The following is a 24427-nucleotide window of genomic DNA, read 5'->3' as shown; positions in this document are numbered from 1 at the left end:
GCGATCCTTCGAAAAGCAGCTAGTATCTGGCGAACGATTTTCTCGAAGGATACTTTGATGCAAAAGTTTCAAGCACTCGCGGCAGCCGGCGCCTTGCTGGCAGCCGCTGCTGCGCCAGCGTTCAGCGCTGCCCCTGCTGGACTAAAGGATGCGCTGCAGGATCAGGCCCTGGGTCTGCTGGCGGCTGACAGTTTCCGTCTTGCCAACGGCAAGTGCACGGATTGTCCGACCTTGAAACAGGGACTGTGGTATTTCGAAGACGATTTGCTGGCCGTGCCCAAAGCATCGCAAGCGCTGTCGGGCTACGCCACGCAACCGGATACCGTGGGCGCAGTGCGTGCCTGGGCTGCCAGCAGCGATACGGCGGCCCTGGCCCATCCAGGCCTGGTCTGGATCGGTTCACCCCAGCTGTTTGACGACGTGGCGATTGAAGTCGACGGCAAGTCAGTGCGTACCAAGGACGGCGCCAGCACGCGCTTGCTGCTGGTGCCCAAGATCGCCAGCAATCTGTCGTACTGGAATGGCGCCACCACCGATTTCTTCGGGCAGCGGCCGGTACGCATGCGCGGCAGCCTGCGTGACATCGACGGCGCCCCGGCCTTTGTGGCGCGCACCGTCTGGCCCAAGGACTTTGCCCTCGAACGTGGCACTGCCCCAGCCCAACCGCTGGCGCAGGACGAATCACTGACCACCTTCGTGCGCAAGGAAGGCGGCGGCGCCACCAGTGCCTACAGCACCCGTGTGCTGTGGGAGCGCACGCCTGGCAAAGGCAGCGCCTGGGCCGGGCAGCCGGCGCTGGGCATCATGCTCAATGGCGCCCAGGGCGACGACGATGAAGCTTATGGCGGCCACTTTGCCATCGCCACCGGCAAGGTCGGGCAGGAGGGTGAATGGTCGGACTGGATCGTGAATAATTTCTACAATCTCGACTCGTACAGCGAGAAGGGCATTGTGGCCGCGCCAGTCCCGATGGATAACTACCTCATGGACATCAACAGCGGGCAGCAGTTCTACCGCCCTTCGTACATGCTGGTTGCGGTGCTGAACCAGGCGCGTACTGCGCAGGCTTACCAGGGCGGTGTGCAGCGCGTTTTCAATAATTTCTATCGCCACGATTTCCAGTACAAGCACGCGGGCGCGAACTGCTCCGGCATCAGTCTGGATGTATTCAAGGGCCTGGGGTGGAACATCCCCGAGCGCGGCGCCACCAGCCATCTGAAAGCGATTGCCGCCTACGGCTACCTGTCGGCCAAGGACCGCAGCCTGGCCAGCGGGCGCAAGATCTACGATTATCTGACTGAAGAACAGGTACGCCTGTACCCCGCCGTGGCGTTCGAGGCAGCCGGCGCCGACTTGATGTCGCTGGTGGGCGCAGGCCCGGCACCAAAGCGCCAGTTGTCGGCCTTTGAAAAGCAGCTGCAAAGCGATGTCGAAGCGCTGGTGCTGGTGCGCATTCCGCAAGTGCCTTCCAGCCGCGCCATGGGTTCGGCACCGGTGTTTTCGTTCGATGAATTCATGGCGCGCACGCCGCCTGACCGCGCTGACTGGAAAATCGTGCCGACGGCACCTCGCCCCTTCCCCGAGCGGCTGCGTGAAAATGTGATCGCTGTCAGCGACCCGGGTGTGGTGCCGCTGCCGGTGGCCGGCATCGGCATGGGCGCGTTGCTGGGCGTTGGCGCGTTCATCCGGCGCCGCCGCAGCAAGGCCTAGTCCAGCGTCTGGCGGAAGCGCGTCAGCGCCAGCACGCCCGCGGCCAGCATGAACAGCGCGATCGGCCAGGCATGCGGCGCGATCTGGCTGAACGTGTTCCCCTTGAGCATAATGCCGCGCACGATGCGCAGGAAATGCGTCAGTGGCAGTACTTCGCCCAGCGCCTGGGCCCAGCCGGGCATGCCGCGAAACGGGAACATAAAACCCGACAGCAGCATCGACGGCAGAAAAAAGAAGAAGGTCAGCTGCATCGCCTGCAGCTGGTTGCGCGCCAGCGTGGAAAACGTAAAGCCAATGGCCAGGTTGGCTGCAATGAACAGCACCATCACGGCCGACAGCAGCGCCAGGCTGCCCACCATCGGCACATCGAACATCAGCCAGCCGGCAAACAGAATCACGCTCACCTGCACATAACCGATCAGGATGTAGGGCACGATCTTGCCGACCATGACTTCGAGCGGCGAGAGCGGCGTGGCCAGCAGATTTTCCATGGTGCCGCGCTCGCGTTCGCGCGTCATTGCCAGTGAGGTCATCATCACCATCGTCATGGTCAGGATCACGCCCATCAGGCCAGGGACGATGTTGTAGCGAGTCAGCCCTTCCGGGTTGTAGCGGCGCTGACTGCGGATCTCGAATGGCGCTTCGGTCGGGCGCAAATGGGCCAGCGGTCCGGTCAGGTCGCGCGTGATGGCGCGGGCGGCAATGGCATTGACCGCTGCCAGCGCGTTGCCGGTGGCCGCAGGATCGGTGGCGTCGGCCGCCAGCAGAATGACGGGTTTTTCGCCACGCGCCAGCTGACGCGAAAAGTCGCCCGGCACCACCAGTACGAACTGCACCTCGCCGCGCGCCAGCAGGGCGTCGGCTTCGGCCGCGCCTTGCACGTGGCGCACCACGCGGAAGTACTGCGACGTTTCGAGCGCCGCCACCAGGCTGCGCGAAAAGGTGCTGCGATCGGCGTCTTGCACGGCCAGCGGCAAGTGGCGCACATCGCCATTGATGGCAAAACCGAACAGCACCAGCTGCACAATCGGAATCACCACCATCATGCCGAAGGTCAGGCGGTCGCGCCGCACCTGGCGAAACTCCTTGAGCAGCACGGCAAACAGGCGGGTCCAGTTCATGCTGCACCTGCACCGAAATTGTCCTGCGCATCCTGCATCAGCGCGATAAACACGTCCTCCAGGCTGGCGGGCGTGGGCACGGCCTTGAGCGTGTTGAAAGGCGCCAGCGCCGCTTCGAAGGCCTCGACGCTGTCGGCTGCCACGTGCAGCGTGGCACCAAACGGCGCCACGGTCCGGATGCCGGACGCGGCGCGCAGCACCGGTGCGGCGGCAGCCAGGCCGGGGCCCGTGAGCGACCAGGTCAGCAGCCTGGCGCCGGCGATCACTTCATCGACCGTGCCGCGTGCCAGCAGCTTGCCGTAAGCGATGTAGGCCAGCTCGTGGCAACGCTCGGCTTCGTCCATGTAATGGGTCGAGACCAGCACGGTCATGCCGGCGTCGGCCAGTTCGTGGATCTGGTCCCAGAAGGCGCGGCGGGCGGACGGGTCGACCCCGGCCGTGGGTTCGTCCAGCAGCAGCAGCTGGGGGTCGTGGATCAGACAGGCCGCCAGCGCCAGCCGCTGCTTCCAACCGCCCGACAAGGAACTGGCAAGCTGGCGGCGCCGGCTGGCAAGACCAAGCCGCTCAAGCGTGCCGTCGATGCGCTGGCGGCGCTGCGGCACGCCGTACACACGGGCGAAAAAATCGAGATTTTCTTCGATGCTCAAATCGTCGTACAAGCCGAACTTCTGGGTCATGTAGCCCACTTCGCGCTTGATCAGGCGGGCCTGGGTGCGAATGTCGTAACCGAGGCAGCTGCCTTCGCCCTGATCGGGCGTGAGCAGGCCGCACAGCATGCGGATGGTGGTGGTCTTGCCGCTGCCGTTCGGCCCCAGGAAACCGTAGATGCGCCCGCGCTCGACACGCATGTCGACCTGGTCGACCACGACCCGGCCATCGTAGGACTTGGTCAGCCCGCGCACATCGATGATGACGTCAGCGGCGCTCACGATGCCGGCCCGGGCGTGACCGTCAGCGGCTGGCCAGGGTGCAGACGCGCGGCCTGCGCCGGCTCTGGGGTCGCTTCCACCATGAACACCAGGGTGGCGCGATTTTCCTTGCTGTAGATGAGGGGCGACGTGTATTCCGCTTGCGGCGAAATAAAGCTGATCCGCGCTGCCAGCGGCGTGCAACCGTCGCACGCAATGGTCACGCCCTGCCCCACGCGCAGGCGCCCCAGGCCTGCTTCGGGAATGAAGAAGCGCGCCTTGATGTTTTGCGGCGGCAGCAGCGTGAGCACAGGCGCACCCGCCGGCACCCATTCGCCCGCCCGGTAATTGACCTCGGTGACCAGCCCGGCGACAGGCACCGTCTGGGTCTTCTGGTCCAGCCGCCACTGCACTTGCGCCAGCTGGGCGCGGGCAGCGGCGATGTCTTTTTCGGCCGCCGCCACCTGATCGCTGCGGGCGCTGCTGCGCGCCGTGCGCAGGCGTGCCGCAGCCTGCTCGACCCTGGCCTGGTCTGCCTCGACCGCGCTCTGGGCTTGATCAAGACGGGCGCGCGACAGGAACTGCGCGCTGACCAGTTTACGTTCGCGCTCCAGATTGGCACGCGACAGCGCCAGCGCTGCCTGCGCCGCCTTCAGCTCGGCGGCGATGGCGGCCTGCTCGTCGCTGCGGGCGCCCTTGCGCAAGTCGGCCAGCAGCGCTTCGGCGCGTTCGACCCGGCTTTGCGCCTCCTGGCGCGCCGCGCCTTCGCTGGCCTGTTCCAGGCCGTAGGCCGCGGCACCGGCGACAACTGTGTCGCCCTGGTGCAGGTGCAGCTTGAGCAAGGTACCTGCCAGCGGCGCGCCCAGACGCACATACTCGCCTTCGGCATAACCTGGGAAGCTGCTGTCGTCCGGCTGGGCGCACCCGGCCAGCACCAGCAGTGGCAGAGCGCATAGAAAGAGCGGCTTCATGGGATGTCCCTCAGGGTTGAACGGCAATGGCGCGCAGCGCCAGTTCGATGCGCTGGGCCAGCGCTTGTTCCGACAGCAGGGCCAGCTGGGCCAGGCCAGCCAGCTCGGGCGCGAGCGTGCCCTGGCGTTCGATGGCGCCGCCCGCCAGGATGGGGCCAACGATGCCGCCCGCCAGAAACGGCAGCAGCTGAGGCACGGGGACCGGCACGATGCGGCCTTCGGCTTGTCCGCGCTGGACCAGACGCACAATGATGGCCAGGTGGCGCGGCAGATTCTCGCGCAGGAACTGGAGCGGCAGCGCCTCGCCGCGCAGCGCTTCGGACACCAGCATGAACAGCAGCTTGCGATTGGCACGCGCAAATGCGCCCAGCACAGTGAAGGCAGCTTGCAAGGCGCTGACGGCATCGGCGCCGCTGTCGGCCTGCACCTGCAGGTCGGTGAACATGGCTTCATACAGGCGCTGCAGAACGGCGCGGATGAAGTTGTCCTTGCTTTTGAAGTGGTAGTGGAACATGCCGAGGTTGACGCCGGCGTGTTCGGTCAGCTTGCGCACCGACAGGCCGGCGCAGCCGGTTTCAGGCAGCAGGGCCATGCCGGAGGCAATCAGCAAGGCATCGATTTGTTGGGAAGGTCGGCTCATGGAGGTAACTATACGCTTGTATAGTTACCTGTCAAGCGCTTATTTTTTAGGCAGAGCGCCGTTCGCGCTTTCGCTGGCCAGGCGCTCGTCGAGCCGTTTGGTTGCGCCTGCGGCGTAGTTGCGGCAGCCTTCGGCATCGATGAAGGGGTTGGTGTCACCCTTGCGCGCCTGCAGCTTGGCCATCACGTCAGTAAAGCCGGGATGGGTGGACACCACCACATCACACTTGAGCGCGGCCACTTTGGCGATACTGGCGCGCAGGGCCGCCACCGCAGCCGGCGCCTCGGTGAAGCGGAAACTGTCGGCTGACACCGGCGTCAGGCTGTCGGCATACACCATGTCGAGGCAGCGCCCATGCTCGCACGAGGTCCAGGTCCAGGTGGTGCCGCCTGGCGCGTGGCCCGGCGTCATGTGCGCGGTCAGCGCCAGGCCGCCCACGGCCAGCGTTTCGCCCTCGCCCACCACTTGCACCTTGGGCACCTTGTCGATGCGCGGATCCTGGTCCGGCTGGTACTGCAGATCATCCTTGCCGATCACGCCTGCCTGCAATACGCGCGCACCAATCGCGCTGGCGGCCACAATGGCGCCGCTGCGGCGCTGCAGAGCGGCGATACCGCCGGCATGGTCGAAGTGTTCGTGCGAATTGACGATCAGCTTGACGTCCTTCAGCTTGAAACCCAGCGCCTTGATATTCTTTTCAATCAGCGGCGCCGATTGCGGCAAGGCGCCGTCAAGCAGGATGTGGCCCTTGGGACTGGTGATCAGCAGCGCCGACAATTCGGCCGTGCCCACGTACCAGGTGTTCCCATAAATGTTGAACGGCTTTTGCGGCGCGTTCCACTCCTTGCAGCTGCTGCAGTTGAATTCCGTGATCGGCTGATCCGCCGGGGCAGCCTGGCCGCCCTGGCAGGCCAGTGTCAGTGCCGCCGCCCATGCCAGCTTGTGTGCGAATGCCATGTTGTCGTCTCCAAATAGAAAAAGGGCGCAAAGGCGCCCTTTTTTTGCCGCCCTTACGGGCCTTGCATTCTATTACACGTTAAACAGGAAATTGAGCACGTCACCATCCTTGACGACGTACTCCTTGCCTTCGGCGCGCATCTTGCCCGCTTCCTTGGCGCCGGCCTCACCCTTGTAGGTGATGTAGTCGTCATAGGCAATGGTTTGCGCGCGGATGAAGCCGCGTTCGAAGTCGGTGTGGATCACGCCGGCAGCCTGGGGCGCCGTGTCGCCAATGTGGATGGTCCAGGCGCGTACTTCCTTCACACCGGCGGTGAAGTAGGTTTGCAGGCCCAGCAGGTTGTAGGCGGCGCGGATCAGGCGGTCCAGGCCAGGCTCCTGCATGCCCATGTCAGCCAGGAAAGCGCCCTTGTCGGCGTCGTCCAGGTCGGCGATTTCCGATTCAATCGAAGCGCAAATGGCCACGATCGGCGCGTTCTGCGCCTTGGCGTAGGCAGTGAGCTGGTCCAGCAGCGGGTTGTTGGTGAAGCCCGAGTCGGACACGTTGGCCACGTACATGGCCGGCTTGGCGGTAATCAGGCACAGCGGCTTGATGATGGCCATTTCGTCGGCATCCAGGCCCAGCGTGCGCACCGGCTTGCCTTCGTTCAGGTGCGGCAGCAAACGCTCGCAGATGGCAACCAGCTTGGCGGCATCCTTGTCGCCCGAGCGCGCTTTTTTGTTTTCGCGATGGATCGCTTTTTCCACGCCCGCCATGTCGGCCAGGGCCAGCTCGGTCTGGATGACTTCGATGTCGTCCAGCGGGCTGACCTTGCCTGCCACGTGGATCACATTGTCATCTTCGAAGCAGCGCACCACGTTGACGATGGCGTCGGTTTCGCGGATGTGCGACAGGAACTGGTTACCCAGGCCTTCCCCTTTGGAGGCGCCTGCCACCAGGCCGGCGATGTCGACAAATTCGACAATGGCGTTGACCATGCGTTCCGGCTTGACGATGGCGGCCAGGGCGTCCATGCGCGGATCCGGTACCTCGACCACGCCGACGTTCGGTTCAATGGTGCAGAACGGGTAGTTTTCAGCCGGGATACCGGCTTTGGTCAGCGCATTGAAAAGGGTGGACTTGCCGACGTTAGGCAGGCCGACGATGCCGCATTGCAGACTCATGGGGAAGACTTTCTCATTCGATTGACGATGGGCAGCCAAGCTTGGGCTGCCCGAAACCCCACATTGTAACCTTGGTCGGGGGGCCAAGCCGCATTTATTGACCCAAGCGGGGCTATCAAGTTCCCCGGGGAAACTATATTTTCGCGATTTAATGCATTTGTAAGCATTCCGAGATTACACTTGCTCAACTTTCCCGTACATACAAAAACCACCATTGGCTTTTCCCTATGGAACTCCTATTAATGCTGTGCTTGCTCGGAATGAGCGTGCTGCTGACCTGCTGGCTGGTCCTGGTGCTGCTGTCGAGCCTGGCCGGACGGGTGGCGCGCCGCCTGACTGCCAGCGGGGGCCACGCATTGCGCTGGGAAAAGCGGGCCAAGCTGGGCACCATGGCATTTTTGCTGCTGACCGTGGGTGCGCTGCTCGGGCGCGCCCTGTTTCCCACCGATGGGGTGTACCTGGAACAGTTCAGCCAGGTGAGCTTGCGCGCAGCACCGGCCTCGGCGCGGGTGGTCGACAAGAGCACGCCCTACCTGGATTTCCAAGGGGACGCCTGCTCCTATGCCAAGATCGAGTTGTCGCGCGCCGATTACAGCGCGCTGCTGGCCCAGCTGGAAGCGGACACGCGCCTGCGGGGCGGCACCGATCTGGCCGCAGAAGGCTTGCGCAGCGCGCAAAAGAAGTCCTTCACGCGCCAGTTGCCGCAGGCTGATGCGCGCCATTTGTCACTGCAATTTCTCGGTGACGGACGCAACGTTGAAGTCAATATCTGCCTGAGCTAGTGTCAGATGGGCTGCACCCGCGTCAGGTCGGGCCGGTCCACAAAAGCAGCCAGTTCGTCCCGCAGGCGCTGCCCTTCCCCAATGGCGCTGTGCCAAGCCGTTTCCCGCCGTTCGTGATCCAGTCCGTAAAATTGGAAATCCTTCCGGTCCGGTAATTTGCCGCGTGGCAGCGTCGCCAGGAAGGCTGGCGTAGGCGCGACGATCAGCACGTTGTCCAGCCAGCCGCGCTGAGGGCCGCGGGCGGCGCGCCGCCATGGCATTGCCTTGTCCAGCCAGCCCGGCACGATGTGCTGCGAAAAATGGGGATACAGGACCAGATCGCTGCTGGCGGCCTGCCCGATACGCGCATACGGCAAGGCCAGGTTGTAATCGATGATGCCGCCGTCCCAGTAACTGCCAGCGGGCGCGCCGGCGATGGTGCGGACCGGCTTCATCAGCAGCGGCAAGGTGCCCGAGGCCAGCAGGGCCGCGGTGAGGTTGCGGCCGTCCAGAGTACTGAAATGCGTGGTGAAGCCATCGAAGCCGGGGCGCAGCCAGGCCGGCGCGGCACCGCCAGCGCTGAGCACCACGCGCTCGAGCATGTGCGCCAGGCGTTCGCGCGCGGCCAGATTGAGCAAGGCAGCGGTGGCAAAACCCAGGGTTTCGGCGCGCCGGTGCTGGGGGTCGGCCAGAGCGCGGCGCCCGCGGTTGGCCAGCAGATGCAAACGATAGTGGGGATGGCTGACAATCGCCTCGGCCTGGTCGCCGATGAAATCGGCCAGCAGCTGGCGGCACACAGCATCAATCTCGTTCTGGTCGGGACGGGCGTTATAGCGTTGCCCGCAATACAGCGCGCCCAGGCGGGCAAAAGCGGCAGCCGGATCGGGCTGGCAGGCGGCAGCCATGCGCCAGGCCCCGATGGACGAGCCGATCAGGGCGCGCTCGCGCGGGGCCGCCGGCAGCCAGCTGCCAAACAACCATTGATCGAGCGCTTGAAAAATCAAGCCCTTGGGACCGCCCGCCGCAGCGGGAATGACGGCCACATCGGCGGCGCGCAGGCCATCGCTGCGCAAGCGGGCCAGGGCCAAGGGGCCGGCATGGAAGGAAAGTGCGTGCATGGCCAATTATCGCGGCTGGGACCGCCTTTCGTCCAGCGCGGCGCCCGCGTGCGGCTTGCGAGTGCGCAAACGCGCGGGCGCGGGCGCTGCGTACCATGACAGGTCCGTCCTTGCCTTGTCTGGAGCTTGCATGCCCGCGCGTCTTGCCGCCCTGCTCTGCCTGCTGTGTCTGTTGTGCGGGCCCGCCCACGCCGACGCCACCGATCCCGCCCTGGTGATCGACCATTACATTCAGCACTTCACGGTTGAAACCGACGGCAGCTACCGCCTGCGCGTGGAGCATGCCAAAACCATTGCCGGGCGCAGCGCCCTGCAGGCGCACAGCCAGTACTACATCGGCTACAACCGCACGCTCGACACGCTGCTTGCCGTCGACGCGTACACGCGCAAGCCGGACGGGCGCCGCGTGGCCGTCACGCCCGAGCACATCAAAGACCAGCAAGAAGCGGCCTCGTCCGATGCGCCCCTGTTCCAGGACACGCGGCTGCGCGTCATCGTGTTTCCCGACGTGGAAACCGGCGACCAACTGGTGGTGCGGTATGTGCTGCACCGGCACACCGCGCTGTTTCCCGGTCACTTTGAAGACCTGTCCGCCTCGCAGCCCTATGCCAATCCCCAGTTTCACCTGATTTACGATATGCCGGAGGGCATGCCGCTGTACGCCGATGCGGTCGGCTTTCGCGCCCTGGCCGCGCCGGCACCGGCCGGGCGCAGGCGCTATCACTGGCACTACCAGAACAGCGGCCACGCCCGCCTGGAAGCCGATGCGGTCAGCTTCCTCGATGACGGCAGCCGCCTGGCCGTTTCCACCTTCGACAGCTATGCCGCTCTGGCCCGTGCCTATGCAGCGCGTGCCAGCGCCAGCAGCGCGGCCACGCCCGCCATTGTCGCCCTGTCGGCGCAGATCACCGCCGGTCTTCCCAGCGCGCGCGCACGCGCACTGGCCCTGTCCGACTGGGTGCGGCGCCAGATCCGCTACGTGGCCGTGTATGTGGGGGCCGGCGCCGTGGTGCCGCACACGGCAGCAGCGGTGCTGGCCAACCGCTACGGCGACTGCAAAGACCAGGCGGTGCTGCTGGGCGCATTGCTGCGCGCAGCGGGCATCGACAGCACGGCTTTGCTCATCAACAACGGCAACAGTTACCGGCTGCCCGACGTGCCCACCCTGGGCATCCTCAATCATGTGATTACATATATTCCGGCGCTCGATCTGTTTCTCGACGCGACCGCGCAGTCGGTGGCGGCAGGCTTTCTGCCGGCCAGCCTGCTGGACAAACCGGCCGTGCGCATCGACACGGCCGCGCTGGTACGCACGCCAGCGCAGCAGCACGAACGCAGTCGCGTCACGGTGCAGTTTCGCATCGCCCCTGACGGTGCCGGCAATTTCCGCGTCAGCCGCATCATCGAGGGTGCGCTTGCGGAAGCCTATCGTCAGGCAGTGCGCGACACGGCGCCCGCCGAACGGGCCCAGCTGGTGCAGCAATTGCTGTCCGGTCTGGGGCTGCAAGGCAGCGGCCGCTTCGAGCCGGGGCCGCTGGATGGGCAGGAAGCGCGCTACAGCATGCGCATGGCAGGGCGCAGCCCCGATTTCGCCGCGTTGCCAGGGCCGGTCGGCCTGGCCAGCAGCTTCGATTTCTGGGGTGGGCTGGGCGAAACCGTGCTGGCCCTGGGCCAGGAGCCGCAGCGCAGCCAGGACTATGTCTGTCCGGCCATCGATGCGGAAGAAGAAACGCGCTTTGAGTTGCCGGCGGCGGCACGCGTGCTGGCCCTGCCGCGCGCGGTGACGCTGGACGACGCCTTCTTTCGCTACCGTGCACGCTATCAGCTGCGCGGCAAGACCGTGGTGGTCAAACGCAGCGTGCGCTTTCGGCATGCGGGCATGGTGTGCCGCGCAGGCGAACATGCGCGCATGCGGGGCACGCTCGCGCGCATGGCGCGCGACCTGCGCGCCCAGATCATCATTGGCGCGCGCCCTGGCTGATCAGGCAGTGTGCAACTGCATGGTGGCAATGTCGAACTTGCCTTCCACCGCCAGCGGCAGCACGCGCAAGCTCTTTTCAATCGACTCTTCGATCAGCACTTGCTCTTCCTTGCGCGGACGGTGCAGCACGAAGTCAGCCACCGGCTGTTGCGAGCCCAGCACGCGCGGATGGCCAATGCCCAGCCGCAAGCGCCAGTAATCCTGCGTGCCCAGCGCGGCGGTAATATCCTTGAGGCCATTGTGGCCGCCCGAGGAACCGCCCTTCTTCAGCTTGGCAACGCCCGGCGCGAGATCGAGCTCGTCGTGCACGACCAGCACTTCATCCGGATTGATCTTGTAAAAGCGCGCCAGCGCGCCCACCGACTGGCCGGAGCGGTTCATGAAGGTTTGCGGCTCGAGCAGCCAGACTTCCTGACCCGCCATGCTGGACTTGGCCACCAGCGCGTTAAAGCGCGATTCGCGCTGCAGGCGGCAGCCGGGCAAGCTGTTGGCGAGATTGTCGACCAGCCAGAAACCGGCGTTGTGGCGGGTCAGTTCGTATTCGGGGCCGGGATTGCCCAGACCGACGATGAGGCGAATTGGCATGGCTTATGTTCTTGTAAAAATGAAAAAAACCCGCGAGGCACCAGGCCGGGCGGGTTTTCCATGCAGCCGCGCGCGCGCGGAAGCGATGATTACTTCTTGCCCTTGGCTGGCTTGGCAGCAGGCGCAGCAGGTGCGTCGGTTGCAGCAGCTTCAGCCGACACGTGGCCAGCTGGCACAGCAGCGGTAGCAACGGTTGGGTTCTTGCCGTGGGTGATCGCGGTCACGCCTTTTGGCAGGACCAGATCGTTCACGTGGATCGAGTGACCAACGTCGATGGTCGACAGGTCAACGGTGATGAACTCAGGCAGGTCGGTGGCCAGGCAGGACACGTCCAGCGATTCCAGCACGTGCGACACGGTCGCGCCGTGCAGTTTGACTGCTGGCGACGATTCGGCGTTCACGAAGTGCAGGGCGATTTTCTTGTGCAGCTTGCTGTTGGCATCGACGCGCTGGAAGTCAGCGTGCAGAACCAGTTGTTTGTAAGCGTGCATCTGGAAGTCGCGCAGCAGGACCGGCTGGGTCTTGCCATCGATTTCCAGGTCCAGGATCGAACCGTGGAAGGCTTCTTTTTTCAGCGCGTGGTACAGCGCGTTGCCGTCCAGCTGAATCAGGGCCGGGGCTTCAGCGCCACCGTAGATGATGCCTGGCGTTTGGCCAGCAGTACGCAGGCGGCGGCTCGCTCCGGACCCCTGCAACGTGCGATTGAATGCGATAACTTTCATGTGAAACTCCAAAAATGCAGGGTCATGCCCTGCGTTGTGACGCTCCCCGCGACCAGGGATTGTCGAAATCGAACGGAAAATCCGTTCGGAAACTTGAAACAGCGAGGGCGGAAAGCACCCAAACGAGTGCTTTCCGCCCTGCGGAAGGCGATATTCTACAGCAATTGCTTAAAAATTAGTCGATAAACAGCGACATCACCGAATCACCCTTGCTGATGCGCTTGAAGGTCTCGGCCAGCAGCGGAGCGCAGGTCAGTTGACGGATCTTGCCGCAGGCAGCGGCGGCAGGCGACAGCGGAATGGTATCGGTGACCACCAGCTCATCGAGTGGCGAGGCCGAAATGCGGTCAATCGCCGGGCCCGACAGCACCGGGTGGGTGCAATACGCAACAACTTTCTTGGCGCCGCGCTCCTTGAGCACTTCCGCTGCCTTGGTCAGGGTGCCGGCAGTGTCGACCATGTCATCCATGATCACGCAGTTGCGGCCTTCGACTTCACCAATGATGTTCATCACTTCCGACACGTTCGCCTTCGGGCGGCGCTTGTCGATGATGGCCAGATCGCAACCGAGGCGCTTGGCCAGGGCACGGGCACGCACCACGCCGCCCACGTCGGGCGAGACCACCAGCAGGTCATCGTAGTTGCGCTTTTGCAGGTCGCCCAGCAAGATGGGCGAAGCGTAAATATTGTCGACCGGGATATCAAAGAAACCTTGAATCTGGTCTGCGTGCAGATCCATGATCAGGACCCGTTCCACGCCGGCTTTTTCCAGCATGTTGGCGACCACCTTGGCCGAGATCGCCACACGGGCCGAGCGCGGACGGCGGTCCTGGCGGGCGTAGCCGAAATACGGGATGGCGGCGGTAATACGGCCAGCCGAAGCGCGCTTGAGCGCGTCCACCATCAGGATGATTTCCATCAGGCTGTCATTGGTCGGGGCACAGGTCGACTGCAGCACGAAAACGTCTTTACCGCGCACGTTTTCATTGATTTCGACCATGACTTCGCCATCCGAGAACTTGGAGACCACTGCCTTGCCAAGCGGGATGCCGAGATTTTTTGCAACTCCTTCTGCCAGCGCGGGGTTAGCGTTGCCGGTAAAAACCATCAGGTTTTCGTAAGCCATGGGAGTCCCAAAGAGAGGTGAGCGTTGATTTTCTTGCGTGACGCCAGCCAGGCCAGCCCGGCTGCCGCTGATTACTTAAAGATGACTCGCGAGAGCGAGGCCACCGAGTCCGCCTGCTGGACGCTGACTACGCATCGACAGATCAGGCAAAACGAATGGCAGGGGAACAAGGATTCGAACCTTGGTATGCTGGAATCAAAATCCAGTGCCTTAACCAGCTTGGCGATTCCCCTACGCAACTGACTGCTTGTCGTCACATTTGACGCATTTTATCGTCAAACCCAACGCCAGGCCAAATTTTATTCTATAACACCAGCTTCTTGCAACACCGCTTTCAGCGGATGGCTTGCCAGGGCCCGGGCTTGCCACGCGCGCCAGACTGGGGGTACTTGCTGCACCACTGCCTCTGCCTCGCGCTCGCTGGAAAACGCGCAAAACACACACGCTCCTGAGCCGGTCATCCTGGCGTCGCCAAACTGCGCCAACCAGTTAATTGCCTCGCTCACCGGCACAAACAAGTTGGAGGCGACTGCCTGCAAATCATTTTGTCCAAACCCGCTCATGTCTGTTCGACTGCTGAGGTGCCTGGAAAAGTCCGCTATTCTGACGGGTTTCGTGTTCCTTGTCAAATGGCCGGACGAAAATATTGCGGCAGTGGGAACGGCAACGCCTGGTTCGATAACCACATACCAACAATCTGGCGTGGCGACCGGCTGCAAGGCTTCGCCCACGCCTTCGGCAAAGGCGTTTTCACCGAAGATGAAAAAGGGAATATCGGCGCCCAGCGGCAGCGCCAGCGCCATCAGTTCGTCGCGCGTCAAGCCGCTTTGCCACAGCACATTGGCCGCCATCAGGGCCGTGGCCGCATCCGAGGAACCACCGCCCAGCCCGCCGCCCATGGGCAGCACCTTGCGGATCGCCACGTCCAGACCGGGCGGCAGGCGGCCATGGCGCGCCAGGTGGGCTTGCTGCAGCAGGCGCAGCGCGCGCACGATCAAGTCCTGCGCTTCCGGCACGCCGGGCACTTCGGTGGTGCGCCGAATGGCGTCGTCGCTGCGCACATCGAAGTCAAGCAGGTCGCCGTGGTCCAGCAGCTGGAACACCGTTTGCAGCAGATGGTAGCCGTCAGCGCGGCGGCCCGTCACGTGCAGGAAGAGATTGAGTTTGGCCGGCGCCGGGCAGCCGTGCAGGGAAGTCAGTGCCATCGATTAGCCCGGCTGGTCGATCACAATGCGCAAGGCCAGCTGGCCGGCGCTGGCGGTGGCGGCCCGGGTCGCATCGATGCGCCTGGGCACCGGCTGGGCCGCGCTGGGGTCTTGCCAGCTGACAAAGCTGAGCTGCCAGCCGTCCGCCGTGGTCACGCTGCTGTTCGCTGGCGAGGCGGCGAAGCGCTGGCCATCCTTGCCCACCGCATAGCCTTGCAGCCAGTCACGCAAGCCCGATACCGGCAAGGACCAGCCCAGCGTCTGCGCGGTCAGACTGTCGATATCGGCGGCAGTGCGCGCCGGCTTGTCGCCCTGGGTCAGGGTGGCGCGTTGCGGCGTGACCTGGATGCGGGCAATGGTCTGGCCCAGCGGCGAGGCCAGCGCCACATCAATGGTGTCAGCGCGTTGATGCCACTCGAATTTGCCCGATAAAGTGTCGAGCTTGCCGTCGCGATCGTAATTGACCGACAGGCGCCCTGCCAGGTCGATCGTCTCGCGGTAGGCGGCCACACTGGCCTGCGATGGCGGCGCCAGTGGCGCCGTGGTACAGGCCGGCAGCAGCGCGGCAGCGCCGGCCAGGGCCAGCGCGGAAAGCAGTTTGTGGTTCATCGTCGGGCGTCTCGGCAGTGAGGGAGCCGCATTATGGCCCATCACAGCTTCTGGTGCAGGCGCGCCAGCGTGCTTTTCAGGGTATCGTTCTTGGGGTCCCTGGCGCGCGCCTCGCGCCACAGTTTTTGCGCGTCCGCCTTCTCGCCCTTGTGCCACAGCACTTCGCCCAGGTGCACGCCGATCTCCACGTCGTTGCGCAGCGCATAGGCACGGCGCAGATACGTCTCGGCCTGATCCAGGTCGCCCATGCGGTAATGCACCCAGCCCAGGCTGTCCATGATGAAGGGGTCGCCCGGCGCCATCTTGAGGGCCTGGTCAATCAGTGCCAGCGCTTCGGGCAGGCGCACATTGCGCTCGGCCAGCGAATAGCCCAGGGCATTGTAGGCGTGGTGGTTGTCCGGCACTTGCGCGATCACGCTGCGCAAGGACGCTTCCATGACGTCGACCCGGCCGGTCTTTTCCGCCAGCAGCGCAAAGTCGTAGAGCAGGTCCGGATTGGCAGGGTGGGCCTTGGCGCCTGCTGCCAGCACATCGTAGGCTGCTTCCAGCTGGCCGCCGTCGCGCAGCAGATGGGCCTCGGCCAGTACCACCCGCGCCTGGTCGGCGGCGGACTCGGGCTTGAGCGCGGCCAGCATGCTGCGCGCGCGCGCCAGGTTGCCGCTGGCGGCCGTCAGTTGCGCCAGGCGCAGCTGGGCACTGAGGTAATGGTCGCTGTCGCTGGCGCTGACCTGCTCGGCCCAGCGCCGCGCTGCCTTGACATCCTTGCGCTCTTCGGCCAGGGTCGAGAGCATCAGCAGCACCTTGCCCGGCTCCTCGCCACCGCTGCGGTCGAATACCTGGACGTAGCGGGTGAAATAGGTCTCGGCAGCTGCCGTGTCACCCAGTTCGACGGCCAGCAAACCACTTGCGTACAAAGTTGAAATATTGTCCGGCTGCTGCTTGAGCAGCAGCGCAAACTGGCGCCGTGCTTCGGCATACTGTTTTTGCGACACCAGCAGGCGCGCATGGGCCGCACGCACTTCGCGTGCGTTTGGATGGGCTTTCAGGAAGGCGGCCAGCAGCGCGTTCTGTTCGCCAGGTTCCTGCAGCACCTGGGCCTGGGTCAGCACGGCGATTTCGGAATCGGGCTTCAGGGCCAGGGCAGCGCGCGCATGCTCGAGCGCGGCATCTTTGTTCCCCATTGCAAAAGCGTTCTGGGACAGCAGGATTTTTGCTTCAAAGCTGGCCGCGTAAGGCGTGAGCATGCGGTCCAGCATGGCGCCGGCAGCCGCCTTGTCGCGTGCCCGTCCCAGATACTGCTGGGCTTGATACATGGCCATCGGGCGCGCGCTGTCACCCACCAGCGCCAGACGGCGCACGAAGATCGCCTCCGCCTCGCGGATATCGCCGCCCTCCAGCAGCAAGGCCAGGTAGGCCTGGGTGGCTTCTTCGGCACTCGGATCGAGCTCGCGCCACAGGCGCACGGCAATCATCGATTCGCGCACCTGGCGTGCCTGCAAGGCCGTCTCGGCCGCGCGCCGGGCCAGGCGCGGGTCACGGGTGCGGGTGGCGGCATCCATCAGGCTCAGATACGCAGCTTGCCAGTTGCCAGCCTGAATATCGAGTTCGGCCTTCATCAGGCGGTACAGCAATTCCTTGTCCAGGGCCACTTTGGGCAGGCTGGGGTCATCGCGCGCATCGTCGCTCTCGCCCTCCTGCCGCGCTGGCGCGCTGGCCGGCATGGGTTCGATGCGGGCCAGTTCAAGCGGCGCCTGTGCGCTCGGCGCGACAGCGCACGCCGATAACAGGCCGGACAAGGTTACAATGACGAAAGCGTTTTTCAAGGCAATTCCAGAATGACAGCAATGGTTGAATTCTACGCCTGCCTTACTAATTTACACCAAATTCCCCGCTCCCATGCCTGAACTGCCAGAAGTCGAAGTGACCCGGCGCGGCGTCGCCCCGCACCTGGAAGGCCGCGTTGTCGATAGCGTGCTGGTACGCCGTGACGGCTTGCGCTGGCCGTTTCCGCCCGGCCTGTCCGCCTTGCTGGCCGGACGCACCATCGTGCGCACTGGCCGCCGCGGCAAGTACCTGCTGATTGAGTTTGAGCATGGCACCCTGATCATCCACCTGGGCATGTCGGGCCACTTGCGCGTGCTGCCCATGGCCACGGCCACAAAGAAGCATGACCATTTCGACCTGGTGGTGGGCAGCGGCAGTGCGCGCCAGGTGCTGCGCCTGAACGACCCGCGCCGTTTTGGCGCCGTGCTCTGGCACGGGGCGGACGCAGGCGAGCTGGCCCAGCACGAATTGCTGCGCGGCCTGGGCGTGGAACCGCTGGAAGAGGGGTTTTCCGGCGCCCTGCTGTACCGCGCCACCCGGCGCCGCTCGGCCCCCATCAAGCAAGTGCTGCTGGCGGGCGACATTGTGGTTGGGGTGGGCAATATCTACGCCTGCGAGAGCCTGTTCCGGGCCGGCATCAACCCGAAAACCCCGGCCGGGCGTATCGGACGTGGCCGATATGACAAGCTGGCCGAGGCCATCCGCACCATCCTGGCTGAGGCAATTGTGCAAGGAGGCAGCACTTTACGTGACTTTATTGCTGTGAATGGTCAATCGGGCTATTTCCAACAGACATATTTCGTCTATGATCGTGCTGGTGTACCCTGCCGTCAGTGCGGCTCCGAGATTCGCCAGATCAAGCAGGGACAGCGGTCGACTTTTTATTGTGTGAATTGTCAGAAATGACAGAAATACCGATCCGACAGGACGGTGCGCGAGGGCAATGTGAGCATAATGGTTCAGGATTTCAAACAATACACCGCGTGGCGCAAAGCCGTCGTGGCTTCGCTGGAAGATTACCAGCAATGGGTGGCATCGGCCGGCTTGACCGACGCCGCCACCGACCAGCGCATTGCGCGCTCGCTGGCCAGGCTGGCCGACGACAAGCTGTCGGTCGCCTTCGTCGCCGAATTTTCGCGCGGCAAATCGGAATTGATCAACGCCCTGTTCTTTGCCGACTACGGCCAGCGCATCCTGCCTTCGGCAGCCGGCCGCACCACCATGTGCCCGACCGAGCTGATGTACGACCCGGCCTATCCGCCCTGCATCCGCCTGCTGCCGATTGAAACGCGCGCCACCCACATGTCGACCTCGGACTACCGCGAAGACCCGGACGCCTGGACCGTGCTGCCGCTGGCGCTGGACGCCGGCGACGAAATGAGCGAAACCTTCAAGCAGGTCAGCATGACCAAGCAGGTCAGCGTGGCCGAAGCAAAAACCTACGGCCTGTACGACGAGACCGACCCTGATGTCGCCGCCACCCTGGACGACAATGGCATGATCGAGATCTCGCTGTGGCGCCACGCGATCATCAACTTCCCCCATCCGCTGCTCAAGCAGGGTCTGGTCATTCTCGATACCCCAGGCTTGAACGCCATCGGTACCGAGCCGGAACTGACCCTGAACCTGATACCCAGTGCGCACGCGGTGCTGTTCATCCTGGCGGCCGAAACCGGCGTGACCAAGAGCGACATCGAAGTCTGGCGCACCCACATTGGTCCGGGCAGCGGCCGCATTGCGGTGCTCAACAAGATTGACGCCATGTGGGATGAGCTCAAGTCGGAAGCGGACAACAACGCCGACATCGAACGCCAGCAGACCAGCGTGGCCCACATGCTGGCGCTGGAGCCGCGCCAGGTGTTCCCTGTATCGGCCCAGAAGGCGCTGGTCGGCAAGATCAATGGCGACATGGCGCTGCTGGAAAAAAGCCGCCTGGGCGCGCTGGAAGCGGCCCTGTTCAATGAAATGATCCCGGCCAAGCAGGACATCATCCGCAAGCAGCTGGCCGACGACCTGGGCGCCCTGGTCAACACCCAGCAAGGCATGCTGGCCGCGCGCGTGCGCGACATCGTCGAGCAGCTGCAGGAACTGAAGAGCCTGCGCGGCAAGAACAAGAGCGTGATTGCGCACATGATGAAGCGGGTCGAAGTCGAGAAGAAGGAATTCGACGGCAGCCTGTTCAAGCTGCAGGGCACGCGCGCCGTGTTTGCGCGCCTGTCGACCGAGCTGTACACCACGCTGGGCATGGACCTGGTGCAGCAGGAAATCAACAAGGTGCGCGAAGCGATGGAATCGTCGCGCTTTGCCACCGGCATGCGGGTGCCGGTGCAGGACTTCTTCAGCCAGGCGCGCGCCAACCTCGAAACCTCGTCGGCCAAGATCGTCGAGATCAGCGAGATGATGGAAATCATGTACCGCAAGTTCGCGGCCGAACATGGTCTGACGCTGGCCGTGCCGATGACCTTCTCGATCGAAAAATACCGGCGCGAGCTGGACAAGATTGAAGACGTCTACAACAAGCAGTTTGGCACCACCACCCTGCTCATGACGAGCCGCAGCGCGATCATGGAACGCTTCTTCGATTCGATCGCCTCGCGCGTGCGCCGCACCTTCCGCGCCGCCAATGCCGATGTGGAAGCATGGCTGAAAGTGATCATGTCGCCGCTCGAAGCGCAGATCCGCCAGCACAAGGACCAGCTCAAGCACCGCCTGGCCTCGATCCAGCGCATCCACGACGCCAGCGACGGCCTGGAATCGAAAATCACCTCGTTTACCGCCAGCCAGCAGGAAGTGGAGCTGGTCAAGGAACGTCTGACCTGGCTGTCCGGCCGCGTGACCGAGGCCATGAACGCCGACACGGCGCTGGAGAGCGAAGCGGCGTGAAACGCCTGACCGAGTTCGACACCCTGGCCGATCCGGCGTTTTCCAGCGCCGTGATCGACTGGCAGAAACGCCACGGGCGGCACACGCTGCCGTGGCAGAACACGCGCGACGCGTATCGCGTGTGGCTGTCCGAAATCATGCTGCAGCAAACCCAGGTCGCCGCCGTGCTGGCGTATTACGCGCGCTTCCTGGCACGCTTTCCCACCGTGCACGAGCTGGCCGCCGCTCCATCGGAAGACGTGATGGCGCACTGGGCCGGCCTTGGTTACTATACCCGCGCGCGCAATCTGCACGCCTGCGCCAAACGGGTGGTGGCCGAACACGGCGGCGTGTTCCCCAGCGACCCGGCGCTGCTGGCCGACTTGCCTGGCATCGGGCGTTCCACCGCGGCCGCGATTGCTGCGTTTTCCAGCGGCGTGCGCGCCGCCATATTGGACGGCAACGTCAAGCGCGTGTTTGCGCGCGTGTTCGGCATCGACCAGTATCCGGGCGTGAAAAGCGTGGAAGATGCCTTGTGGCGGCGCGCCGACGCGCTGTTGCCGGAAGCAGGCATTGAAGCCTATACCCAGGGCTTGATGGACCTGGGCGCGACGCTGTGCACGCGCAGCAGCCCGGCCTGCGAACGCTGTCCGCTGCAGGCGCGCTGCGTGGCCTTTGCCAGCGGGCGCACGGCCGAGCTGCCGGTGCGCAAACCGAAAAAGACAATTCCCGAAAAACAGGCCGCCGTGCTTGTGCTGATCGATGACGGCCAGGTGCTGCTTGAGCAGCGCCCTGGCAGCGGGATCTGGGGCGGACTGATGTCACTGCCCGAAGTCGACGGCCACGTGGTGCGCGACGCGCTGTGCGAGGACGCCTTGACGCGGGCGGCGCAACAGTTTGGCACGGTGGAAGAGGTGCAAGCGTTACTGCCGCTGGTGCACGGCTTCACCCACTACAAGCTGCACATCGCACCGTATCAAGTTGCGCTGTCGGCCCGCGCCGCGCTGCCGGACAACCACCTATGGTGGGACCTGAACAAGATCGAGCAGGCCGCCCTGCCATCGCCGATCAAGAAACTGCTGATTGAGCTGGTCCGCCCCTCCCTGTTCCCCTAAGCCTAAAATTAGTTTCACAATCGGGGTCAGACCTCAATACTGAAATAGTTTTTTAATTGAGGTCTGACCCCGATTGTGCAACAAAAAAATCGCGGTCTGTGGATGGAGGCGGTGCGACCGGAATCTTGCAGGCGGGTATGCGAGTGAGCCGCCCCGTCGCGCAGCCGGGCCGCAGAAGCAGCGCTCTGCCACAAAAATCTTTCACAATCGGGGTCAGACCTCAATACTGCAATTGTTTTTTAATTGAGGTCTGACCCCGATTGTGCAACAAAAAAATCAGAGTTCGTCGAGCGAGAAGATGCGGCGGTGTTCGCGGATGGCGTAGCGGTCGGTCATGCCAGCGATGTAGTCGGCAATCTTGCGTGCCTGGCGCGTGGGTTCGCCGCCAGCGACTTGGTAGTCGGGCGGCAGCAGCACCGGTTCAGCCATGAAGGCTTCATACAGTTCGCGCACGATGCGGCTTGCTTTGACCCGCATCCGGTTCACCAGGTAGTGGCGGTACAGATTCTGGCGCAGGAAACGCTTCAGTTCGGTGGCATCCTTGCGCACCGGATCGGAGAAACGAATCAGCGGCGGCCCGGCGCGCACAGCCGCCACGTCTGCCGGCGCGGCGTCGGCCAGCAAAGCGCTGGAGGTGGTAATCAGGTCGTCGGCCAGCACCGTGATCAGGCGCCGCAAGGTCTCGTAAATGGCGCGCCGGCCCGATAAACCGGGATACGCGGCCTGCACTTCACGCCAGCGGCGCGCAAAGAAATCGACTTCTTCGAGCTGGGCAATGGTGATCAGGCCGGAACGCAGGCCGTCGTCGATATCGTGGCTGTTGTAGGCGATTTCGTCGGCCAGGTTGGTCAGCTGCGCTTCCAGGCTGGGCTGGGTGCGGTCGATGAAGCGCTGCGCTACTTCGCCCAGCTCGCGCGCATGGGCCAGCGAGCAGTGCTTGAGGATGCCTTCGCGCGTGTCGAACATGAGATTGAGGCCGTCAAAAGCACCGTAGTGCTCTTCCAGCGTGTCGACCACGCGCAGGCTTTGCAGATTGTGTTCGAAGCCGCCATGCTCGCGCATGCATTCATTGAGCACGTCCTGGCCCACATGGCCAAACGGGGTGTGGCCCAGGTCGTGCGCCAGTGCCAGCGCTTCGACCAGATCTTCGTTCAGGCGCAGATTGCGCGCCATCGAGCGGCCCACCTGCGCCACTTCCAGACTGTGCGTCAGGCGCGTGCGGAACATGTCGCCCTCGTGATTGAGGAAAACCTGGGTTTTGTATTCGAGACGGCGGAAGGCCGAGCAGTGAATGATGCGGTCGCGGTCGCGCTGGAATTCGCTGCGCGAGGCATGCGCCGCTTCCGGATAGCGGCGCGCACGCGCGCCTTGCGAATGGACCGCGTACGGGGCCAGGTGGGCGTCGGGATTCATGTCAGACACTGGCAGCCAGGGTGGCCAGCAACAGGTCCTGCGGCACGCTCTGGATGCTGGGCGCGCCCAGCGGCTTGAGCAAAATGAATTTGATGGCGCCGCCCTCGTTCTTTTTGTCGACTTCCATCAGCTCGAGCCAGCGCGCTGTGCCCAGGTCGGGCGCCTTGACCGGCAGACCGGCGGCCGCGACCAGCGCGCGCATCCGCGCCACCGTGGCTGCGTCGATCAGACCGGCGCGCTGCGACAGGTCCGCTGCCATGACCATGCCGCAGCCAACCGCTTCGCCGTGCAGCCAGGCGCCGTAACCCATGCCCGCTTCGATGGCGTGGCCGAAGGTGTGGCCGAAATTGAGGATCGCCCGCAAGCCGCCTTCGCGCTCGTCCTGGCGCACCACGTCGGCCTTGATTTCGCACGAACGCGCGATGGCGTGGGCCAGCGCCTGTTCGTCGCGCGCCATCAGCTTGCCGATATTGTGTTCGATCCAGTCAAAGAATTCGGCGTCGATGATGGCGCCGTGCTTGATCACTTCGGCCAGGCCGGCCGACAGTTCGCGCGCCGGCAGCGTGGCCAGGGTGGCGGTATCGGCCAGCACCGCGCGCGGCTGGTAGAAGGCGCCGATCATGTTTTTGCCAAGCGGGTGATTCAGGCCGGTCTTGCCGCCCACCGAGGAATCGACCTGCGACAGCAGCGTGGTGGGAATCTGCACGAAGGGCACGCCGCGCATGTAGCTGGCAGCGGCAAAGCCGGTCAGGTCGCCGATCACGCCGCCGCCCAGCGCCACCAGGGTGGTCTTGCGGTCGCATTTGTTGGCCAGCAGCGCGTCGAACACGTGCATCAGGCTGGCCCAGTTTTTATGTTCTTCGCCGTCGGGCAGCACGATCTCGAGCACCTCGTGCCCGCCCGCGCGCAGGGCGCCTGCCACGCGCGCCAGGTACAGGGGCGCGACGGTGGTGTTGGTGACAATGGCCACCCGGCGTCCGCTGATGTGCGGGGCCAGCAGGGCCGCGTCGCCCAGCAGGCCGGCGCCAATGGTGATCGGGTAGCTGCGCTCGCCCAGGTCGACGTTCAAATGAATACGGGATTGCTCGGTCATTGATGGTGAAGGATCAGGACTGCGCCCAGACCGGGCGCCGGATTGTTCGAGCGCGTTCAGCTGCGCCAGAATGGTCTGCACCATCGATTGTACGTTAGGACGGCCCGTGTCGATCACCAGATCGGCAATCTCGCGGTACAGCGGCTCGCGCTGGGCAGTCAGTTCTTCGAGTTTCTTGCGCGGATCGGCCGTTTGCAGCAGCGGACGATTTTTGTCATGTGCGGTACGCAGCATGATGGAAGCGACATTGGCACGCAGGTAGACCACGCTGCCACGCGCCTGGAGGTAGGCACGGTTGTCAGGATTCAGGACTGCGCCACCGCCAGTGGCCAGCACAATCCCGTCCTGTGCCGTCAGGTCGCGGATGACTTCCGCTTCACGACGGCGAAAACTGGCCTCGCCTTCGATCTCGAAAATCCACGGAATCGAGGCGCCGGTACGGGCCTCGATCTCGTGATCGGAATCGATGAAGCGCTTGCCAAGCTTTCTGGCAAGGATGCGGCCGATGGTGGTCTTGCCGGCCCCCATCAGCCCTACCAGAA

General features: G+C 64.1%; 21 protein-coding genes and 1 tRNA gene. 6 read left to right on the top strand and 16 right to left on the bottom strand.

The genetic code is table 11. The features are described 5' to 3' along the window. Nucleotides 1-57: 57 nt before the first annotated feature. Complete coding sequence (locus tag BUC24_RS23485; RefSeq protein WP_073222688.1) at nt 58-1710, top strand: hypothetical protein; 1653 nt, start codon at nt 58-60, stop codon at nt 1708-1710. On the opposite strand, the gene BUC24_RS23480 is transcribed toward BUC24_RS23485, so the two are convergent. From BUC24_RS23480 to ychF, 6 genes are all read right to left on the bottom strand, one after another. Beyond that, on the bottom strand, nt 1707-2831 hold the full coding sequence (locus tag BUC24_RS23480) for an ABC transporter permease (RefSeq protein ID WP_073222686.1): 1125 nt from the start codon (nt 2829-2831) through the stop codon (nt 1707-1709). The two genes, BUC24_RS23485 and BUC24_RS23480, sit on opposite strands and share 4 nt — an antisense overlap. After that, nucleotides 2828-3760 (bottom strand): ABC transporter ATP-binding protein, encoded by a 933-nt coding sequence (locus tag BUC24_RS23475; RefSeq protein WP_073222684.1) that lies wholly within the window; start codon nt 3758-3760, stop codon nt 2828-2830. The genes BUC24_RS23480 and BUC24_RS23475 overlap by 4 nt, the downstream gene beginning before the upstream one ends. Continuing rightward, a complete protein-coding gene (locus tag BUC24_RS23470; protein WP_073222682.1) occupies nt 3757-4710 on the bottom strand; it encodes an HlyD family secretion protein in 954 nt (317 codons plus the stop codon). Before BUC24_RS23470 ends, BUC24_RS23475 begins: the two co-directional genes overlap by 4 nt. Before the next feature lie 10 nt (nt 4711-4720). Beyond that, nucleotides 4721-5350, bottom strand: a complete 630-nt coding sequence (locus tag BUC24_RS23465) for a TetR/AcrR family transcriptional regulator (protein WP_073222681.1) — start codon at nt 5348-5350, stop codon at nt 4721-4723. Between the two features lie 39 nt (nt 5351-5389). Then, entirely contained in the window at nt 5390-6307 is a 918-nt protein-coding gene (gene bla, locus BUC24_RS23460; RefSeq protein WP_073222679.1) for a subclass B3 metallo-beta-lactamase, read from the bottom strand. Between the two features lie 72 nt (nt 6308-6379). Continuing rightward, nucleotides 6380-7471 carry a redox-regulated ATPase YchF gene (ychF, locus tag BUC24_RS23455; protein WP_073222677.1) on the bottom strand — a complete coding sequence of 364 codons (1092 nt, stop codon included), beginning with the start codon at nt 7469-7471 and terminating at the stop codon, nt 6380-6382. 227 nt (nt 7472-7698) lie between these two features. Between ychF and BUC24_RS23450 the strand changes: the two genes are divergently transcribed. Beyond that, entirely contained in the window at nt 7699-8253 is a 555-nt protein-coding gene (locus BUC24_RS23450) for a hypothetical protein (RefSeq protein ID WP_143167633.1), read from the top strand. Between the two features lie 2 nt (nt 8254-8255). On the opposite strand, the gene BUC24_RS23445 is transcribed toward BUC24_RS23450, so the two are convergent. Beyond that, complete coding sequence (locus BUC24_RS23445; protein ID WP_073222674.1) at nt 8256-9350, bottom strand: patatin-like phospholipase family protein; 1095 nt, start codon at nt 9348-9350, stop codon at nt 8256-8258. A gap of 130 nt (nt 9351-9480) precedes the next feature. Here BUC24_RS23445 and BUC24_RS23440 point away from each other — a divergent pair, with 130 nt between their 5' ends. Then, entirely contained in the window at nt 9481-11331 is a 1851-nt protein-coding gene (locus BUC24_RS23440; RefSeq protein ID WP_073222672.1) for a DUF3857 domain-containing transglutaminase family protein, read from the top strand. Here the strand turns inward: BUC24_RS23440 and pth are convergent, their stop codons facing one another. The 7 genes from pth to BUC24_RS23405 all read right to left on the bottom strand — a co-directional run bounded on the left by pth (nt 11332) and on the right by BUC24_RS23405 (nt 17401). After that, nucleotides 11332-11916 carry an aminoacyl-tRNA hydrolase gene (gene pth / locus BUC24_RS23435; RefSeq protein WP_073222670.1) on the bottom strand — a complete coding sequence of 195 codons (585 nt, stop codon included), beginning with the start codon at nt 11914-11916 and terminating at the stop codon, nt 11332-11334. Nucleotides 11917-12005: 89 nt separating this feature from the next. Next, nucleotides 12006-12638: a 50S ribosomal protein L25/general stress protein Ctc gene (locus BUC24_RS23430; protein ID WP_073222669.1), complete on the bottom strand. Its 633-nt coding sequence runs from the start codon at nt 12636-12638 to the stop codon at nt 12006-12008. A gap of 175 nt (nt 12639-12813) precedes the next feature. Further along, nucleotides 12814-13764 (bottom strand): ribose-phosphate pyrophosphokinase, encoded by a 951-nt coding sequence (locus BUC24_RS23425; protein ID WP_073222667.1) that lies wholly within the window; start codon nt 13762-13764, stop codon nt 12814-12816. Between the two features lie 156 nt (nt 13765-13920). Further along, nucleotides 13921-13997: transfer RNA gene (locus tag BUC24_RS23420), tRNA-Gln, on the bottom strand. A gap of 66 nt (nt 13998-14063) precedes the next feature. Then, the gene (ispE, locus tag BUC24_RS23415; RefSeq protein WP_073222665.1) at nt 14064-14969 is read right to left on the bottom strand and encodes a 4-(cytidine 5'-diphospho)-2-C-methyl-D-erythritol kinase; all 906 of its coding nucleotides are present in this window, start codon (nt 14967-14969) and stop codon (nt 14064-14066) included. Between the two features lie 3 nt (nt 14970-14972). Beyond that, on the bottom strand, nt 14973-15578 hold the full coding sequence (locus BUC24_RS23410) for an outer membrane lipoprotein LolB (RefSeq protein WP_073222663.1): 606 nt from the start codon (nt 15576-15578) through the stop codon (nt 14973-14975). A gap of 41 nt (nt 15579-15619) precedes the next feature. Continuing rightward, nucleotides 15620-17401 carry a tetratricopeptide repeat protein gene (locus tag BUC24_RS23405; RefSeq protein ID WP_073222662.1) on the bottom strand — a complete coding sequence of 594 codons (1782 nt, stop codon included), beginning with the start codon at nt 17399-17401 and terminating at the stop codon, nt 15620-15622. A 73-nt stretch (nt 17402-17474) separates the two neighbouring features. Between BUC24_RS23405 and mutM the strand changes: the two genes are divergently transcribed. The 3 genes from mutM to mutY are packed head-to-tail and all read left to right on the top strand — an operon-like array spanning nt 17475 to nt 21379. After that, nucleotides 17475-18308, top strand: coding sequence for a bifunctional DNA-formamidopyrimidine glycosylase/DNA-(apurinic or apyrimidinic site) lyase (mutM, locus tag BUC24_RS23400; RefSeq protein ID WP_073222661.1), 834 nt, complete (start codon nt 17475-17477; stop codon nt 18306-18308). Nucleotides 18309-18356: 48 nt separating this feature from the next. Continuing rightward, a complete protein-coding gene (locus tag BUC24_RS23395; protein WP_073222660.1) occupies nt 18357-20285 on the top strand; it encodes a dynamin family protein in 1929 nt (642 codons plus the stop codon). Further along, nucleotides 20282-21379 (top strand): A/G-specific adenine glycosylase, encoded by a 1098-nt coding sequence (mutY, locus tag BUC24_RS23390; RefSeq protein WP_143167632.1) that lies wholly within the window; start codon nt 20282-20284, stop codon nt 21377-21379. The genes BUC24_RS23395 and mutY overlap by 4 nt, the downstream gene beginning before the upstream one ends. Nucleotides 21380-21655: 276 nt before the next feature. On the opposite strand, the gene BUC24_RS23385 is transcribed toward mutY, so the two are convergent. Next, nucleotides 21656-22792 carry a deoxyguanosinetriphosphate triphosphohydrolase gene (locus BUC24_RS23385; protein ID WP_073222659.1) on the bottom strand — a complete coding sequence of 379 codons (1137 nt, stop codon included), beginning with the start codon at nt 22790-22792 and terminating at the stop codon, nt 21656-21658. A 1-nt stretch (nt 22793) separates the two neighbouring features. After that, nucleotides 22794-24413 (bottom strand): bifunctional shikimate kinase/3-dehydroquinate synthase AroKB, encoded by a 1620-nt coding sequence (gene aroKB / locus BUC24_RS23380; RefSeq protein ID WP_083599118.1) that lies wholly within the window; start codon nt 24411-24413, stop codon nt 22794-22796. Nucleotides 24414-24427: the final 14 nt, after the last annotated feature.

This window comes from Massilia sp. CF038 (assembly GCF_900129765.1).
GTDB lineage: Bacteria > Pseudomonadota > Gammaproteobacteria > Burkholderiales > Burkholderiaceae_D > Telluria_A.
The sequence above is the reverse complement of the archived record's forward strand: the minus strand, read 5'-3'. Positions and strand labels throughout refer to the sequence as shown.